Annotated in this window: 15 protein-coding genes; 10 read left to right on the forward strand and 5 right to left on the reverse strand. The window is 58.1% G+C overall.

The genetic code is table 11. The annotated features are described in order from the left end of the window. Window positions 1–30 precede the first annotated feature (30 nt). A complete protein-coding gene (locus NH395_RS11370; protein WP_066319202.1) occupies window positions 31–945 on the forward strand; it encodes a LysR family transcriptional regulator in 915 nt (304 codons plus the stop codon). 9 nt (window positions 946–954) lie between these two features. Continuing rightward, window positions 955–2,244, forward strand: a complete 1,290-nt coding sequence (gene pepQ, locus NH395_RS11375; protein ID WP_253024895.1) for a Xaa-Pro dipeptidase — start codon at window positions 955–957, stop codon at window positions 2,242–2,244. A 95-nt stretch (window positions 2,245–2,339) separates the two neighbouring features. Here the strand turns inward: pepQ and NH395_RS11380 are convergent, their stop codons facing one another. From NH395_RS11380 to NH395_RS11390, 3 genes are all read right to left on the reverse strand, one after another. Beyond that, the gene (locus NH395_RS11380; RefSeq protein ID WP_253024896.1) at window positions 2,340–2,954 is read right to left on the reverse strand and encodes an OmpW family outer membrane protein; all 615 of its coding nucleotides are present in this window, start codon (window positions 2,952–2,954) and stop codon (window positions 2,340–2,342) included. Between the two features lie 539 nt (window positions 2,955–3,493). Next, window positions 3,494–4,570 (reverse strand): 2,3-butanediol dehydrogenase, encoded by a 1,077-nt coding sequence (locus NH395_RS11385; RefSeq protein ID WP_290443806.1) that lies wholly within the window; start codon window positions 4,568–4,570, stop codon window positions 3,494–3,496. A gap of 16 nt (window positions 4,571–4,586) precedes the next feature. Further along, window positions 4,587–6,383, reverse strand: coding sequence for an NAD(P)/FAD-dependent oxidoreductase (locus NH395_RS11390; protein ID WP_253024897.1), 1,797 nt, complete (start codon window positions 6,381–6,383; stop codon window positions 4,587–4,589). A gap of 281 nt (window positions 6,384–6,664) precedes the next feature. Here NH395_RS11390 and NH395_RS11395 point away from each other — a divergent pair, with 281 nt between their 5' ends. The 3 genes from NH395_RS11395 (at window position 6,665) to NH395_RS11405 (ending at window position 10,797) form a co-directional block, all read left to right on the forward strand. Next, window positions 6,665–8,647 carry a sigma-54-dependent Fis family transcriptional regulator gene (locus tag NH395_RS11395; protein ID WP_253024898.1) on the forward strand — a complete coding sequence of 661 codons (1,983 nt, stop codon included), beginning with the start codon at window positions 6,665–6,667 and terminating at the stop codon, window positions 8,645–8,647. 110 nt (window positions 8,648–8,757) lie between these two features. Continuing rightward, window positions 8,758–9,612, forward strand: a complete 855-nt coding sequence (locus NH395_RS11400) for a MoxR family ATPase (RefSeq protein ID WP_253024899.1) — start codon at window positions 8,758–8,760, stop codon at window positions 9,610–9,612. A gap of 3 nt (window positions 9,613–9,615) precedes the next feature. Continuing rightward, window positions 9,616–10,797 (forward strand): VWA domain-containing protein, encoded by a 1,182-nt coding sequence (locus NH395_RS11405; RefSeq protein WP_253024900.1) that lies wholly within the window; start codon window positions 9,616–9,618, stop codon window positions 10,795–10,797. Window positions 10,798–10,823: 26 nt separating this feature from the next. Here NH395_RS11405 and NH395_RS11410 read toward each other — a convergent pair whose 3' ends face one another. Then, complete coding sequence (locus NH395_RS11410; RefSeq protein ID WP_253024901.1) at window positions 10,824–11,387, reverse strand: hypothetical protein; 564 nt, start codon at window positions 11,385–11,387, stop codon at window positions 10,824–10,826. Between the two features lie 127 nt (window positions 11,388–11,514). Here NH395_RS11410 and NH395_RS11415 point away from each other — a divergent pair, with 127 nt between their 5' ends. After that, on the forward strand, window positions 11,515–11,913 hold the full coding sequence (locus NH395_RS11415; protein WP_253024902.1) for a RidA family protein: 399 nt from the start codon (window positions 11,515–11,517) through the stop codon (window positions 11,911–11,913). Here the strand turns inward: NH395_RS11415 and NH395_RS11420 are convergent. Beyond that, window positions 11,873–13,339: a cobyric acid synthase gene (locus NH395_RS11420; RefSeq protein ID WP_253024904.1), complete on the reverse strand. Its 1,467-nt coding sequence runs from the start codon at window positions 13,337–13,339 to the stop codon at window positions 11,873–11,875. The genes NH395_RS11415 and NH395_RS11420 overlap by 41 nt on opposite strands. A gap of 239 nt (window positions 13,340–13,578) precedes the next feature. On the opposite strand from NH395_RS11420, the gene NH395_RS11425 reads away from it, so the two are divergent. From NH395_RS11425 to NH395_RS11440, 4 genes are read left to right on the forward strand one after another with little or no spacing between them, the layout of a single operon-like run. Continuing rightward, window positions 13,579–14,580, forward strand: coding sequence for a LacI family DNA-binding transcriptional regulator (locus tag NH395_RS11425; protein ID WP_253024906.1), 1,002 nt, complete (start codon window positions 13,579–13,581; stop codon window positions 14,578–14,580). A gap of 32 nt (window positions 14,581–14,612) precedes the next feature. Further along, window positions 14,613–15,629, forward strand: coding sequence for an ABC transporter substrate-binding protein (locus NH395_RS11430; RefSeq protein WP_253024919.1), 1,017 nt, complete (start codon window positions 14,613–14,615; stop codon window positions 15,627–15,629). A gap of 2 nt (window positions 15,630–15,631) precedes the next feature. Continuing rightward, on the forward strand, window positions 15,632–16,528 hold the full coding sequence (locus NH395_RS11435) for an ABC transporter permease (protein ID WP_253024921.1): 897 nt from the start codon (window positions 15,632–15,634) through the stop codon (window positions 16,526–16,528). Continuing rightward, the gene (locus NH395_RS11440) at window positions 16,525–17,313 is read left to right on the forward strand and encodes an ABC transporter permease subunit (RefSeq protein ID WP_253024923.1); all 789 of its coding nucleotides are present in this window, start codon (window positions 16,525–16,527) and stop codon (window positions 17,311–17,313) included. Before NH395_RS11435 ends, NH395_RS11440 begins: the two co-directional genes overlap by 4 nt. Window positions 17,314–17,315 lie beyond the last annotated feature (2 nt).

Below are 17,315 nucleotides of genomic sequence, written 5' to 3' on the forward strand. Positions count from 1 at the left end.
TAGATGGCGCTATGCACGGAGAGGTAAGGCATGGAAATTCGCTGGCTAGAAGACTTTATCGCCCTGGCCAGAACGCGACACTTCTCCCGCGCTGCTGATGAGCAGAACGTCACACAGCCCACTTTTTCCCGGCGTATCAAGCTGCTGGAAGAGGAAATGGGCGTGACGCTGATCAACCGGCAAACACTGCCGCTTTCCTTGACCCCGGCGGGAGACGAGTTCTTGCTGCTGTGCGAGCAGGTCACTGACCGCGTACGGCTGACGCGAGACCGCGTTCGGGAAATCAGCGCGGGTCAGAAGCGGCGCATCATGGTGGCCGCCCCACAGAGCCTGCTGGGGCAATTTCTACCCGAGTGGCTGGCCACGACGGGCTGGCAGGAGCGTGTTCAACCCTACCTGCGCGCCACCGGCTGGGTGGCCAGCGACTATTTCCAGGCGCTCCAGCACGGCGAATGTGACCTGGCGATCTGCTACTGGCCGATTGGGCGCTGCGATCTGGACATCGACACCAGTGCCTGCACCTACCGCGTCATCGGCCATGAACGGCTGATTCCGGTGACCGGTGTCGACGAACACTCGGCGCCGAGAGCATTATTGCCGGGCAGCCGCCAGCAGCCACTTCCCTGGCTCGCCTATCCACAACGAGGCCTGCTGGGTTCAGCGGTGACCGCCCACTTGGCGCGATTACCCCAGAGCAGCTATTTAAACGCCCAGAGCGAAAACCTCTATGCGGCGGGTATCAAGGAACTGGTGCTGCTCGGCTACGGAATGAGCTGGCTGCCCGAACGCAACGTCGAGGCTGAGCTTCGCCAGGGTAGCCTGGTCCGCGCGGGCGACAGCCGCTGGGATGTGCCCATGGAGCTTCGCCTGTATCGTCACCAAGGCCAGCACCATGGAGAGCTGGACGCCTTCTGGAGTGAACTCCCACACTTTCGCACTTACTAGAGACCCTGCATGTCATCGCAACTATATCGGTTACAGCAAGCGCACCTGACACGCCTGCAGCGCGACTATACCGCCTTGCTTGACGAGCACCAGCTCGACAGCCTGGCCATATACAGCGGGCACACCAACGCCTACTTTGCCGACGATCAGGCACCCGCCTTGCAGACCTACGGCCACTTCATGCACTGGGTGCCACTGGCCGACGTGCAACATAGCTGGCTGGTGATACGCCCTCATCAGCGGCCACAACTTTACCTCTATGCCCCGGCGGACTTTTGGCACCTGCCGACCCGGCTTCCCGAAGAACCCTGGGTCGACGAATTCGATATCCACCTGTGCAGCGACCACGTCAGCCCCGCGCTGGATGGCCACGCCGCAATTATCGGCGACGTGGCGCAGCTGCCCAACGCCAGCCTGAAGGCGCAACTGAATCCTCCCTCATTGTTGAATCGCCTGGACGAGGGTCGCATCGTCAAGTCTGACTATGAAATCGCCTGCCTACGTGAAGCTAATCGGCTCGCGATCGCCGGGCACGAGGCCGCCCAGGCAGCCTTCCTGGGCGCGTCCGGCGAGCTGGATATCCAACTTGCCTACCTGGCAGGTAGCCGCCAGCGCGAGTCGGCGGTTCCTTACCAGAATATTATCGGCCTGAACGACCACGCGGGCGTCCTCCACTACCAGCACTACGACATAAGCCCGCCCAGGCGACGCCATAGCCTGCTTGTCGATGCCGGAAGACGCTTTCGTGGTTACTGCGCCGATATCACCCGCACCCACGCCGGACCAGATGCCCCGGCGCTATTCGGCGAGCTGGTGGGCGCCATGCACGGCCTGAAAGACGAACTGGTTCAGGGCGTTACGGCAGGTACGGATTTCATCGCGCTACACGAGCAGATGCACCAGCGGCTGGGCGATATTCTGATCGCCCATGATCTTTTCCGTGGCAGCTGCGAACAGGCGATCGATGAGGGCGTCACCCGCGCCTTCTGTCCGCATGGGCTGGGGCACTCGCTGGGCTTGCAGGTGCATGACGTGGCCGGTTTACGCAACCCGGACGGCACTGCGGCTCCGCCGCCCAAAGAGCATCCGGCGCTTCGTCTCACGCGCACGCTTTCCAGCGGCATGGTCGTGACCATCGAGCCCGGGCTTTATTTCATTCCCATGCTGTTGGCACCCCTGCGCGAGACATCGCTGCCCATCAACTGGGCGCTGGTGGATTACTGCATGCCCTGCGGTGGTATTCGCATTGAAGACAATATTGCCGTGACCGAACAGGGACCGGATAATTTGACCCCTTGAGCTATAGTCGCACACGCCTGATATAAAAACGCCCAGCTGAGCTGGGCGTTTGTTCTAGCTTGGCTAACGCAATGGTGGGCGTTCAATATGGCCGATTAGAAGCGGTAGGTAACACCACCACCGACGGTTACAGGATCAATGTCCACGGCACCAACGTTGTTACCGTTGGATGTAATGTCGGCGTCCACGTCGGCATAGCTGACATAGCCGTTAAGCATGATGTTGTTTGTTACGGCCAGATCGAGACCCGCCTGACCAATCGCACCATAGCTGTCGTCGACTTTGATACCGGCGCCAATATCTTCGCTGTAGAAGTTGGTGTAGTTAAGGCCCACGCCTACGTAGGGCTGAATGCGCGAATCGACACCGCCCATCGGGTAGTAGTTGAACAGCGCATTAATCGGCAAACGCTCGACGCTACCGGCATCATCACCGGCCGCAGTCGTCAAGTCATGCTCGAAGCCTTCACCACTGTTCAGCTCGATGCCGAATTTGTCATGGAACAGATAACCAACGCCGTAGCTGTAGCCGTTTTCACTTTCAACGTCGAAGTCTGCTCCACCTGCATTGGTGTTGTCGGAAGCGATGTCCGTTTTAGCGACCCCACCGCGAACAAAAATATCACCCGCGGTGTATGCAAGGGCGGCTTGGCTTGCCATGGCAAAGCCAGCGGTAATCACAGCGGCTGTAACAATTTTGAATTGGTTCATCAGGGTCATCCTCTCAACTTTCGCTTGGAGTCCGTTATCAAGCGTCACGTACCACTCACGTCTACAACGTCTAGGTTCATACCGTCTGCGACGCTTCGATAACTTATACAGCAATTACTATAAGAACACTGTTTCAAAACGTCACGTAAAATTTTGTTATAATATTAAGCACAAAATATGCAGAGAAGAGGCCAAATGACACGCAAAAAAAAGTCCCCCGAAGGGGACCCAGGTGGAGCACGCCAGCTCACTCGGTGTATCGCTACCATGTGGTAGCGATGTAGGTGAAGAAGGGAGAGAAGCAAACTATCCAAGCCGTTGTTTCTCTATTCACTCACCCTTTGCCATCTATATTGCGATCTGCGTGCCACTTTTAAAAAAATAAATATAAAACAATATCTTAAGAAAATACTGCCTGGTTTTTATTAATTTTCTCCGCACTGCAGCAAATAAACTGCACCAGCACTGCGCAGTTTGCAGCCTTTTTGCATCACAAAGCATCATGTGAGTTCGTCAGCGTTTAGAAACCCTCAAAATCGCTAGGGTGTCACGATGATTTTTACCTGGGCTTTGTCCCTTAGCAGCGCCTCAAAGCCCGCCTCCACGATATCAGCCAGTGGAATGCGCTGGGTGACCATATCTTCGGCGCGGAAGTAGCCCCGTTGCATCAGCGCCATCACCGCTGGGTATACATGGCGATAGGCGATAATACCCTTCATGGTGCGCTCTTTGATGACGAGGTCATTAGGCTGAAAGCTGGCCTCCCCTTCCCAAATACTCACCACTACCACCTCCCCGCCTTCGTGGGTGCTATGCAGCGCCTGATTCAGTACGCCAGGAATGCCAGTTACCTCAAACGCCACGTCCACGCCGCCACCGCTCAGTGATTGAATCGTTGCCACCGCATCCTCCTGCTGCGGATCAACTGCAATGGCCCCCAATGCTTCGGCCTTGGCTTTGCGAGAAGGCGCCACCTCAACGGCGTAAATTTTAGCAGCACCGGCGGCTTTCAGTGCTTCGATGGTCATCAGACCAATCGGCCCCGCGCCAAATACAGCTGCGCTATCACCCGCTTTCAAGCAGCTTTGACGCACCGCATGCAGCGCTACCGCCGCGGGCTCGACCAGTGCGCCCTGCTCGAAGCTAAGGTCATCCGGCAGCTTGTGCACCATATGCTCACCCATCACGGTGAACGCCGAGAAGCCACCGCCACCGCCGGAAAGACCATGAAAGCCCAGCAGCGGGGTAAGGTTATAGCGCTCCATTTGGTAGGCGCCGTCTTTATTGGGCGAGAGAATCGGTTCAATCGCCACGCGGTCGCCCACTTTCACTCGCGTTACCTTATCGCCGACCTCGACCACTTCCCCGGCAAATTCATGGCCCATGATGATCGGCGCCTGTTCACCGCTGATAGGGTGCGGCTTGTCCACCGGGATAAAAATCGGCCCGGCGGCATACTCATGTAAGTCACTGCCGCAAATGCCACAGGCAGCCACTTTCACCTTCACTTCATGGGGATCGCTGATACTGGGAACCGCAACTTGCTCAACGCGTAAAGCTTTTGCTGCGTACCAAACCGCTGCCTGCATAGTTTGCTGATTGTTCGACTGACTCATGGCTTTCCCTTCCTGTTTAAGACGTGTGGTGAACCGGCTGAAGACCATAGACAGACGTTGCCAGACCCTCCATGCGTGCTTTCAACTGCAGCGCCAAATAGTGGGAGTAGTGCCGCGACTGGTGCAGATTGCCGCCATGGAACCACAGCGCCTCCTGCTGGGTGGGTTTCCACATGTTGCGTAGCTCGCCCTCCCAGGGGCCGGGGTCTTTGGTGGTGTCGGAGCCCAAGCCCCAGCACTTGCCGACTTTATCCGCTACCTCCTGGGAGATAAGTCTGGCCGCCCAGCCGTTCATGGAGCCATAGCCAGTGGCATAAACGATCAAATCTGCCTCTAGCTCACTGCCATCGGTGAGGGTGATGGAGTGGGGATTGATCCGCTCAATGCCCACACCGCTGCGCAACTTGATATCGCCATTGGCAACCAGATCACAGGCGCCCACATCGATGTAGTAGCCCGAGCCCCGGCGCAGGTACTTCAAGAACAGACCCGAGTCGTCGTCACCAAAATCGAGCATAAAGCCCGCGTCTTCGAGCTTCTGATAGAACGCGGCGTCGCGCTGTTTGATTGCCTCAAACGCCGGGCGCTGGAAGTCTGGCAGTACCTTGTAGGGGATCGAAGCAAAAATCAGATCAGCCTTGTCATGGGTCAAGCCACTGGCCACCGCCTCTTCGGAGTAGAGCGGCCCCAAGACCTCTTCCATCAACGAATCCGACTTAACGACGTGGGTAGATGAGCGTTGCAGCATGGTCACGTCGGCATCGTGCTCCCACAGTGCAGCGGCAATATCGTGGGCGGAGTTATTGGAGCCCACGATGACGCACTTTTTACCGGTGTAAGCATCTGGCCCCGGATGCTGGCTGGAGTGCTGCTGCTCGCCTGCGAAGCTTTCCGCGCCTGGGAATGTCGGCACATTGGGCATCCCCGACATCCCGGTGGCCATCACCAGTTGCTTGGGGCGTAAAGTGATCGCTTCGCCGTTGCGCGTCACGTTCACCACCCACTCGCCTGCAGCTTCATCGAAATGTGCATTCTGACACTCGGTGGAGCTCCAATAATTGAGCTCCATCACCTTTGTGTACATCTCCAGCCAATCGCCCACCTTGTCCTTGGGGGCAAACACCGGCCAGTTTTCAGGGAAAGGAATATAGGGAAGGTGGTCGTACCAGACGGGATCATGCAGGCAGAGCGACTTATAGCGATTTCGCCAGGAGTCCCCTGCACGTTCGTTGCGCTCGATAATAATGGTCGGCACGCCCATCTGCTTTAGCCGCGCGCCCAGACCAATACCACCCTGGCCGCCGCCAATAATCACGCAGTAAGGCTGCTGTGTGTAGCCAAGTTCCGCTTCTTCGCGCTGTCGTGCTTCCAGCCAGGTTTCACGCTGCTTATTGGCGCCGTGCTCAGCGCCTTTGGGGCGATTGTGATTACGCGGTTCGGGGAAGTCGTGCAGTGACTGCATCGTGGTGAGCAGCGTCCAGCATTTACCCTCTTTCAGCCGCAGGTAGCCTTTACCGCTGGCGACCGCGGTCTCGAAGGTGAACCACGCCTCAACGATATCGCCATTTTGGGTTGCTTCACCTTCGAGTTGCCAGTTGGCCGGGCGCGTATTATCCAACGTAGCGTTCAGCATGGCCTGAATCTCGTCTTTACCTTCACAGGTTTTTAAATTCCAGGTAAAGGTAAGGAAATCGCGCCAATAGCACTCATCGCCAAATAGAGAGACTATCTGCTGAATATTCTTAGCTTGCAGGGCGGTGTCAAAGTTAGTCAGCCATGCTTGTACAATGGCCGTGGCGGTTGGCTGTGTCATATCGGTACTCCAGATCAGGTTTGTTATTGTTGAATCAACCATGATTCAACAAGCTCTAAGCACCCGCCGTGCCAAGTCACTTAAAGGCCACCTAAGATACTGATAAATAGACATATAATAGGCAGCCATAAAACACCGCAACTGTGTACACCTGTCACACCCTTTACACCCTGACGTTACAGGTGTAACTCGCGACTAACGGTGTAATTCAGCCGCGTTGACACCTTACCCAAAGCGCATAGTCTGGAAGGACAACAACAAAGCGCGACGTGAGGAATACCATGCCGACCAACTCGCCCCTGCCTGCGCAGCTACGATCCGTTCAGCGCCAGCATATTGAGCATGTGTTTCAGCTCGGCGAAGGCCTGGATTCGCCCCATCTACCCGCCCAGGAAATGATTCGCCATTCTTGGCTGCGCTGCTTGAACGAATACCAGTTGGACCCGACCCAACCACGACCCGCGCGCGTCGTGCCACAACAGACATTGCTGGAACACCGTGAATCGGTGGATGAATTGCTGCACGTAGCCCGGGCGGGGGTCGAGCAGCTTTATGGCCAAATTTCCCAGCTTGGTTATGTCCTGCTGCTTACCGACCAACGCGGTATCACAGTCGAGTTTCGCGGCGACCCACGCCAGGATCAGCAATTGCGTAAGGCCGGGCTCTACTTGGGCGCTGACTGGGACGAGCGCTTTGCAGGCACCTGCGCCGTGGGCACCTGCCTGCACGACCGACAGGCAATCATCTGTCACCGCCAGGAACACTTCGACGCCTCGCATATTTCACTCACCTGCACCGCCGCGCCCATCGCCGACCCCCAGGGCAATGTAATGGCCGTGCTGGACATATCCGCACTGCAATCGCCTACTCAGCGTGAGAGTCAGAATTTCAGTCTCTCGCTGGTAACGCTCTACGCACGCATGATTGAAGACGCTTACTTTTTACAGCGCTATCGCGACTGCCTGATGGTGCGTCTGGATACGTCGAGGGAGTTTGTACACGTTAACGGACGGGGGCTCATCGCCATTGAGGAGAACGGGCAAGTGATTGCCGCCAACGCAGTGGGTCGTGACTTGATCGCCGAGCACCAGCGCCGCTGGCCACCCTGGTCGGCAGATCCTACGCCCACGCTAGGAGAATTATTCGAGTGTGAAATTACCGATATCTTAAGCATCAACAGCGCCACCGACGACCAGATTCGCGCCTTTCGGGCCCGCGCCAGCAATACCATATGCTTTATTAGCCTGCTGGAACCCAAGCGCCCCCGCTCGAGCCAGCCGACAAAACCGGCCAGCGCCTCACTGCCAGAATCGCTGGCGCGCTTAGGCGCGGATGACCCCGCCATGCGCAAGGTACAGAAACTCGCTGAACGACTGCGTAATGAAACCAGCGTCAATGTACTGATTAGCGGAGAAACCGGCACCGGCAAAGAGGTCATTGCCCGCGCCCTCCACGAAAGCGGTAACCGTTCAAACTATCCGTTTATTGCGGTTAACTGTGCCGCTATCCCCGAAGCGCTGATTGAAAGCGAACTGTTTGGCTATGAACCAGGCGCCTTTACCGGTGGGCGCGCCAAAGGGATGCGCGGGCTGATTCCCCAGGCCCACGGCGGCACGCTGTTTCTGGATGAAATCGGCGATATGCCGCTGTCACTGCAAACCCGGCTGCTGCGCGTACTGGCAGAACGGGAAGTCATGCCGCTGGGTGCCAATACGCCCGTGAGGGTCGATATTCGGGTCATTACCGCCACCCACCGCAATATCGAGGCAATGATCGAGCTGGGGGAGTTCCGCGAAGACCTCTACTACCGCCTTAACGGGGCTCAACTGCGCCTGCCCGCGCTGCGTGAACGGGCCGATAAGCTCTACGTGATTCGCCAGGTGTTTAACGATGTGGTCAGCGAACGCGGCAGCAGCCCCTCGCCCAGGCTAAGGGCCGATGCCATCAGCGCCCTGCTCGCCTACGCCTGGCCGGGCAATATCCGCCAGCTAAAAAATGCACTGGCGTTTGCCCTGGCCACCTCAGAAAGCGACGAAATCACCGTTCACGATCTGCCCGAGCAATGCCTTAGCCAACGCATTACCCAGCAAAGCTCTCACAAGCCTACAGACGCTCATGGCGACACCAATAACACATTGTTGGAAATGCTTAAGGCACAGCACTGGAACATAAGCGCCGTGGCCCGCGCGCTAGGGGTTTCTCGGCCCACGATCTACCGGCAAATGCAGCGCCAAGGCATCGTGCCGCCGAATTGGCAGGGGTAAACAACGACACGACAGAGAAGGCTGTTGGCCTTGGGTTGACCCTCACGTACACTTGTTTGAATCCGTTTATCCTTTTATAAACCCGCTTTCGACAAGCCGAGGCCCCTTCCATGGCATTTGACTCCACCTCTTCCTATATTGCCATTGATGCGCTCAAGCAGGCGGTCAATGCTGCCGTGGTGCTTGAGCGCCCGCTGTTGATCAAGGGCGAGCCGGGCACGGGCAAAACCCTGCTGGCCGAAGAACTCGCCGAATCGCTCGGTACCCAGTTGATCACCTGGCATATCAAATCCAGCACCAAGGCGGCCCAGGGGCTTTATGAGTACGATGCCGTGAGCCGCCTGCGTGACTCGCAGTTGGGTGTTGAAGGCGTAGAGAACGTCGCCAACTACATCAAGCCCGGCAAGCTATGGGAAGCCTTCAGTACCGGCGAGCGGGTGGTGTTGCTGATCGACGAGATCGACAAGGCCGATATCGAATTCCCCAACGACCTGCTCCAGGAGCTGGATCGGATGGAGTTTCACGTTTACGAGACCGGCGAAACCATCCGCGCCGAGTATCGCCCGATCATCGTGATCACCTCCAACAACGAAAAGGAGCTGCCGGATGCGTTCCTGCGCCGCTGTTTCTTCCACTACATCGAATTCCCCGACCGCGAGACCATGCAGGCTATTGTCGACGTGCACTTTCCTGACATCGCTCCCCGGCTGGTCAGCGAAGCCCTGGAAGTCTTTTTCGACCTGCGTGATGCCCCGGGACTCAAGAAAAAGCCTTCAACCTCGGAACTGGTGGACTGGCTGAAACTGTTGATGGCAGATGAGCTGGCTCAGGAAGCGCTTTATAACCGCGACCCGGCAAAAGCGCTGCCGCCCATGGCCGGTGCCCTGGTCAAAAACGAGCAGGATACTCAACTGCTGGAGCGTCTGGCATTCATGATGCGCCGCCAGAAAAATAGAGGCCGCTAAGCCATGTTCATCGGCCTGTTTGAAACATTAAAACGCGCAGGCGTGCCGGTGTCGCTGCGCGAGCTGCTGGACCTTCACGCCGTGGTCGAGCGCGGCGTGGTGTTCGCCGATATGGAAGCGTTTTATCAGGTGGCCCGTACGGTGATGGTCAAGGACGAGCGCCATTTCGACCGCTTTGATCGTGCCTTCGCCACCTGGTTTAAAGGCCTCGAGGACATGGACGCCGCCATTGAAGCGCTGATCCCCGACGATTGGCTGCGCCGTGAATTGGAGAAACAGCTGACGGATGAAGAAAAAGCCAAAATCGAATCCCTGGGCGGCCTGGAAGAGCTCATTGAGACGTTCAAGAAACGCCTGGAAGAGCAGAAAGAGCGCCACGCAGGCGGCAACAAATGGATTGGCACCGGCGGCACCAGCCCCTTTGGCGCCTACGGCTACAACCCGGAAGGCATTCGCATCGGTCAGGACGGTTCACGCCACCGGCGCGCCACCAAGGTATGGGACGAGCGGCGCTTTCGCGACTACGATGACTCGCTAGAGCTGGGCACGCGTAATATCAAAATGGCGCTGCGCCGCCTGCGCAAGTTTGCCCGCCAGGGCGCGCTCGAAGAATTCGACGTGGATAGCACCATTCGCGAAACCGCCAAGGACGCCGGGCTGCTCAACGTGCAGATGCGCCCTGAACGCCACAACGCGGTGAAGGTGCTGCTTTTTTTGGATGTAGGCGGCTCAATGGACGACCATATTCGCGTCTGCGAGGAGCTGTTTTCGGCGGCCCGCTCCGAGTTCAAGCACCTTGAGCACTACTACTTTCACAACTGCCTTTACGAAGGCGTTTGGCGGAACAATATGCGCCGCGGCAGCGAGCGCATTCCGACCATGGAGGTGCTGCATACCTACGGCGCGGATTATCAGGTCGTGATTGTCGGCGATGCTGCCATGTCGCCTTATGAAGTGACCCACCCAGGCGGCAGCGTGGAGCACTTCAACGACGAACCCGGCGGCCTGTGGCTCAAGCGCCTGTGCGAAACCTTCCCGCGCCTGGCTTGGCTTAACCCCATGCCCCCAAGGGCCTGGGAGTACACCTACTCAACGCAGCTTATCCGCGAGATCATCGACGACCGCATGTACCCCATGACGATGGAAGGGCTGGAAACCGCCATGCGGGAACTGGCGAAAAAGTAGACGCTTGGTCACTGCATGATTGGCCTTTAAAAGGCCTCGGGGAAATGTGCCAGGCCATCGACAAACAACTGTTTAGCCTGTTCAAACGCTGCCGGGTCATGCTTGAAACGGCGTAAAATCAGCGCCTCGTCAATGGCCACCGTCGCGGTGAGTTCCTCGACGGTATTGGCCGGGTGGCGAGCGCCTAACCCGATCCGCCGACCCTCGGCGCCGTCCAGCCAGCGCTTAATGCCGCACTGCTGATAAAACGCTTCCTGTTCAGCGTCGCCAGCATCAACACGCAACGGCGCTTTAAGCGCCAGTTCGCTTATTAGCCACACCTTGGCCTGGGGCGCCTCCAGGTCGCAGGCGTGGGTCAGTGCCATCCCTTCGCCCTCTTCGTCCAATACCAGCAGCGCGAGAGCCTGGGGCTCGCCTTCGCCGTCAACCGCCGCCACCAGGCGCGCGGCTTCTTCGGCCAGGAGCACATTGCGTGTGCCGGTAAATACCACGAGCGGCGTCAGCCCGGCGGATTGGCCATAAACCTCTGCGCACAGCCGTGCCAGGCAGGCATCCTGCTGTGCTGCCTGGTCTATTTGGATTACTTTCATGAGGTCCCCCGCTCGCCAAAAGCGGCAAGCCTAGTGTAAACACAGCTATTTTAACAGCGCCACGCAACATGAACCTAGCGGGGGTTAACGTGTCTGACGCTTAACCAGTCACCATAAAAGGATGATTATGACGACATTTATGAACGACCCCACCATGCCAACGCCGAGTTTCCCAGGTAGTCATATGGTGATGGATGATCGCTATGTGTTTCTTTCCGGGCTGACGGTTTCTGACCTATCGAACGGCCATGCGGCCAAGGGCGACGTCAAGGAAGAAACCCGGTTAGTGATGCGCGCCATTTCACGCATGCTGGAAATGGAAGGCGGCAGCCTGGAAGACGTGCTACGAGTGGACGTTCACCTGACTGACCTGAAGACCATCAACGACATGGACAGCGTCTATGCCGAGTTCTTCGAGCCGGGCCGCTACCCAGCCAGAACCTGTACCGAATCGCCCAATATCTGTGGTGGCTGCCACGTCGAGATCACCGTGATGGCGACGCGCCAGCTCCCAAAAGAGCAATAAGCGCCTCGATATCCAGGTGCGCCTCTAACGTATCGGCCAGACGGTCCAGCTCTCGCTCGCGATGGGCGCGATAATCCAGGCGCTGGGCCGCTGACAATCCCAGGCGCGTTAACAGCGCCTGGCAAGCCTCTGAATGATCAAACAGGCCGTGCAGATAAGTGCCCATCACCTGCCCATCGTCGCTGACGGCGCCATCAAGGTGGGTGCCTAGATCAAACAGCGGCTGGGCCAGCGCAGTGCCTTCGCTTACGCCATTGTGAATTTCGTAGCCCGTGACGCTCGCCCCTTCGGCCACCGTCACGCCCCTCACATTGCGTAGCTGTTTGCCCGCCACCATGCGCGTGGTGAGCGATAGCAGCCCCAACCCCATGACACGTTCGGGCTTGCCTTCCAGGCCGTCAGGGTCCTCCACCCACTCGCCGAGCATTTGAAAACCACCACAAATACCCAACACCTTGCCGCCGTAGCGCAGATGGCGCTGAATTGCCCTATCCCAACCCTGGCGCTTTAACCATGCCAGATCACTCGCCGTACTTTTACTGCCCGGCAGGATAATCACATCGGCCGCAGGAATCGGCTCGTCTTCGCCGACAAAGGTGAGGTTTACCTGAGGATGCAAACGCAATGGATCAAAATCGGTGTGATTACTGATGCGCGGCAACGCGGGCACCACGACGTTGAGCGACTCCCCCTGGGTAGGCGCGTGGGTCAGGCCGATGCTGTCTTCGGCATCCAGCAGCAATCCTTGAAGGTAGGGCAAGGTGCCCAATACAGGCTTGCCGGTGTGTGCCGTCAGCCACTCAATGCCTGGGGTTAACAAGCTCATGTCGCCACGAAAGCGATTGATCACAAACCCTTTCATACGCGCCTGCTCGCTTTCGCTCAGCAGCGCAAGCGTCCCCACCAACTGAGCAAACACCCCGCCTCGCTCAATATCGCCCACCAGTATCACCGGGCAGTCAGCCGCTTCGGCAAAGCCCATATTGGCGATGTCACCCTGGCGCAGGTTGATCTCAGCAGGGCTGCCCGCGCCTTCGGCGATAATCACATCGAAGCGGGTTTCCAACGCCTGCCACGCGGCCATCACGCTCTCTTTGGCGGTGCGCTTGAAGGCGTGGTAATCCATGGCGTCCATATGGCCGTAGACCTTGCCGCGTAGAATCACCTGCGAACCACGATCGCTTTCCGGTTTGAGCAGCACCGGGTTCATATCGCTGTGTGGCTTAACGCCAGCGGCCTGGGCCTGGAGCGCGGTGGAACGGCCAATTTCGCCACCATCTTCGGTAACGGCGCTATTGAGCGCCATGTTTTGAGGCTTGAATGGCGCCACCGATATGCCACGCCTGGCCAACGCACGGCAGAGCGCAGCCACCACGGTGCTTTTGCCCGCATCCGAGGTGGTGCCCTGAATCATCAGTGTGGCCATAAGGAGGTCTCGTCCAGGTAAACAAGAGCGAGACTGTAGCGGCCTCCAGAAATCAGCGCAATGTAAGCAAGCAAAACAGCCCCCTTTTCATTAGCTCTCGAGCTTCATGGTGATTAATCGTCTTGTCATCATAATCACGCTAAAAATACATATTCCTGCCATTTAGCCGTCACATACCCCCTCTAGGCTAATACCTAATAAATGAGATCGATCTCATTGCACTGACAACAGGTATTCCCATGGCAGATTTACTCACTGTGGCCAAACTTGCCGGCGTCTCTCGGGCAACCGCGGCGCGGGCTTTTTCAAGCCCCGAGCTGGTACGCCCAGCGACCCGGGAGCGCGTTTTTAACGCGGCCCAGCAACTGGCGTTCAGGCCCAATAAAGTCGCTCAACAGCTACGCTCCCAAGCCACACAAATGATTGGCGTGATGGTACCCAGCCTCGACAACCCGGTATTTGCCGAGCAGCTACAAGCCATGGAAGTGGCCGCTCGCGAGGCTGGATACTCACTGATCGTTACCACCAGCGAATACTCACCCAGCCGCGAGGGTGACATCGTCGAGGAGATGTTGCGCCAACGCGTCGACGGCTTGGTGCTGACCGTGGCCGAAGCGGATAACAGCGCCGTGCTGGACAAGCTTCGCGTGGAGAGCACTCCCTGCTTATTGGTCTACAACCCGCCTGGCAACAGCGGCTTCCCCTCGGTGGGCGTCGACAACCGTGCCGCCAGCGCCGATGCCACTCGCCACTTGATCGCCCTGGGCCATAAGCGAATTGGCATGGTCGCTGGCCCGCTGCTGCAGTCAGACCGCGCCCAACAACGCTTTGAAGGTTACTGCCACGCGATGGACGAAGCGGGGCTGATGCCGCGCCCGCTGGTAGAGATGGCGCACCATACCCAAGCAGATCTGACCCGCCTCACCTCAGCGTTACAAGGCGCTGATGCGCTCACAGGAGTGATCTGCACCAACGACCTGCTCGCCATCAGCCTGATGGGCGAACTTCAGCGCGCCGGATTTAGGGTGCCTGATGACCTTTCCGTCATGGGCTTCGATGGAATCGCCCTGGGCAAGCACCTCTACCCGTCGCTATGCACCATTGAGCAGCCTCGCGCCGACATCGGGCGCAGTGCTGTTCACACCCTGTTAGCCATGATTCGGGGAGAGCGCTGCGCGCCCGCCCCAATGCCCCACGCACTGCGTAAGGGCGAAAGTGCCGGAACTCCGGCATCCCGCTAGTCCACGTTCGGTACGTTAGAGAGGAGCACAGCATGAACCTTAAGCGTCTTTATCAAACGGTATTGGCCACGGCAGTTATCAGTACGTCGGGAAGCGTGTTTGCGCAATCAGACAACAGTGCGATCTGCTACAACTGCCCGCCCGAGTGGGCAGACTGGGGTACGCAACTGCGTTTGATTGAACAGGAAACCGGCATCCGCGTGCCCCAAGACAACAAAAACTCCGGCCAGTCATTAGCCCAACTGGTCGCCGAAGCGGATAGCCCGGTGGCGGATGTCGTCTACTACGGGGTAACCTTCGGTATTCAGGCCATGGAAGAAGACGTGGTAACGCCCTACCAGCCTGACCACTGGGACGAGATTCCCGAAGGCTTGAAAGATCCCGAAGGCAACTGGTTTGCCATTCACTCCGGCACGCTCGGTTTTATGGTCAACGCCGATGCCTTGGATGGCGCCCCGGTGCCCACCTCTTGGGAAGACCTGCTCAAGCCCGAGTATCGCGGCATGGTGGGCTACCTTGACCCGGCCAGCGCCTTTGTCGGCTACGTCGGTGCTGTAGCGGTCAACCAAGCCATGGGCGGCGATCTAAACGACTTCACCCCGGCAATCGACTACTTCAATCAGCTGGCCGAAAACGACCCGATCGTGCCCAAGCAGACCAGCTATGCACGGGTGCTTTCTGGCGAGATCCCGATTCTGCTTGATTACGACTTCAACGCTTATCGGGCCCGCCACAGCGATGGCGCCAACGTGGAGTTCGTGATTCCCGAAGAGGGCAGCGTGGTGGTGCCTTATGTCATGAGCCTGGTAAAGGATGGCCCCAACCCCGAGAACGGCAAACAGGTGCTTGATTTTGTGCTCTCTGATCAAGGCCAGGCGGTGTGGGCAGATGCTTACCTACGCCCCGTGCGCGCCAGCGCCATCTCCCCTGAAGCACGCGAAGTGTTCCTTCCCGATAGCGACTATGCCCGCGCCGAAGCACTCGACTACAACGCCATGGCGGCTGCTCAACGTAGCTTCTCCGAGCGGTATCTGTCGGAGGTGCGTTAATCATGACAGCGGCAGCCAAGCAGCCCTCCGGGGCTGCTTCTTACCTCAGTCGATCGCCTGCGATGGCAGGGCCAGCCCAGCGTAAACGCCTGATCGTGCTGTTCGCCCTGCTGCCTGCGCTGGTCATTTTCTGCGCCTTTTGGTTACTGCCTTTTTCACGTCTGATCATGATGGGTGCCGAAGCAGACCCAAGCAGTGGCATCAGTGCTTATCTGACTATTCTCACCCATCGGCAGTACTTGATCAGTCTGGCGACCACCGTTGGTCTCTCGCTGGTCGTGTCACTGGTAGCGGTGGCCATTGCCGGTGTTGGCGGTTTTTTTCTCGCCCGGCAGCGTTTTTTTGGCAAGTCCATACTCGTGGCTATCCTCACCTTTCCGCTGGCCTTTCCTGGCGTCGTGGTGGGCTTTCTGGTCATTATGCTGGGCGGCCGCCAGGGTGCTCTGGCGCAAACCAGCCTATGGCTATTTGGCGAGCGCTGGATGTTCGCCTATTCACTGGCCGGGCTCTTTATTGGCTACCTCTACTTCTCCATTCCTCGTGTGATCACCACGGTAATGGCGGCCTGCGACAACCTGGATCAAAGCCTTGAAGAGGCAGCCCGCTCGTTAGGGGCTAACACCTGGCAGGTCACCAAAGACGTTATCGTGCCGGGCATTGCGCCCGCACTACTCTCAACCGGTGCTATCTGCTTTGCGACCAGCATGGGCGCTTTTGGCACGGCGTTTACCCTGGGCACGCGGCTAAGCATCCTGCCACTCAATATCTACGGCGAATTCACCAACTACGCCAACTTCGCCATGGCGGCTGCGCTTTCGGTGGTGCTGGGTGTGATCACCTGGATGGCGTTAAGCCTTGCCCGTCGGTTGGCAGGCGGCAATCTGGGAGCTTCGGTATGAAATCGCGCCTACGCTTTGTTCTGCAACTCAGTTTCACCCTGCTGGTGTGCTTATTCATGATCGTGCCCGTCGCCATGTCGGTGATGGCGGGCCTGACCGAGAACTACTTTGTTGGCCTTGAAAGCGGGCTGACCCTGCGCTGGGTCGATGAAGTGTGGTACCTCTACGCCGATACCATCTGGCTCTCCATTAAACTGGCGCTCGCCTGCTTACTGATCACTATTCTGATCGGCGTCCCCGCCGCCTACGGTCTACTGCGCAGCCGCCGCCGCTGGGCCAATGCCATTGAAGAGCTGCTGCTTTTACCGGTAGCCGTGCCTGGGCTGGCCACCGCCCTTGCCCTGCTGCTCGCCTACGGCAGCTATCGGGAATTTCGCGGCAGTTGGCTATTTATTCTTGTCGGACACGTGCTGTTTACGCTGCCCTTTATGGTGCGCGCGGTACTCTCCGTGATGCAGACCACCAAACTTCCGCAGCTAGAAGAGGCCGCCGCCAGCCTGGGCGCCAGCTTCCACCAACGCTTTTTCGGCGTAGTCGTTCCCAACTGTATGAGCGGCATTCTGGCAGGCGCGCTGATGGTGGTTACCTTATCCATCGGCGAATTCAACATCACCTGGATGCTGCATACCCCCTTGACCAAAACGCTGCCGGTCGGCTTAGCCGACAGCTACGCCTCCATGCGCCTTGAAGTGGGCTCGGCTTACACGCTGATATTTCTGGCGATGGTGGTGCCACTGTTGGTGGCGATTCAGTGGGCAGGCCACCTCACCGGGCAACGTCGATAAAC

Source organism: Halomonas sp. Mc5H-6 (assembly GCF_024124705.1).
GTDB lineage: Bacteria > Pseudomonadota > Gammaproteobacteria > Pseudomonadales > Halomonadaceae > Vreelandella > Vreelandella subterranea.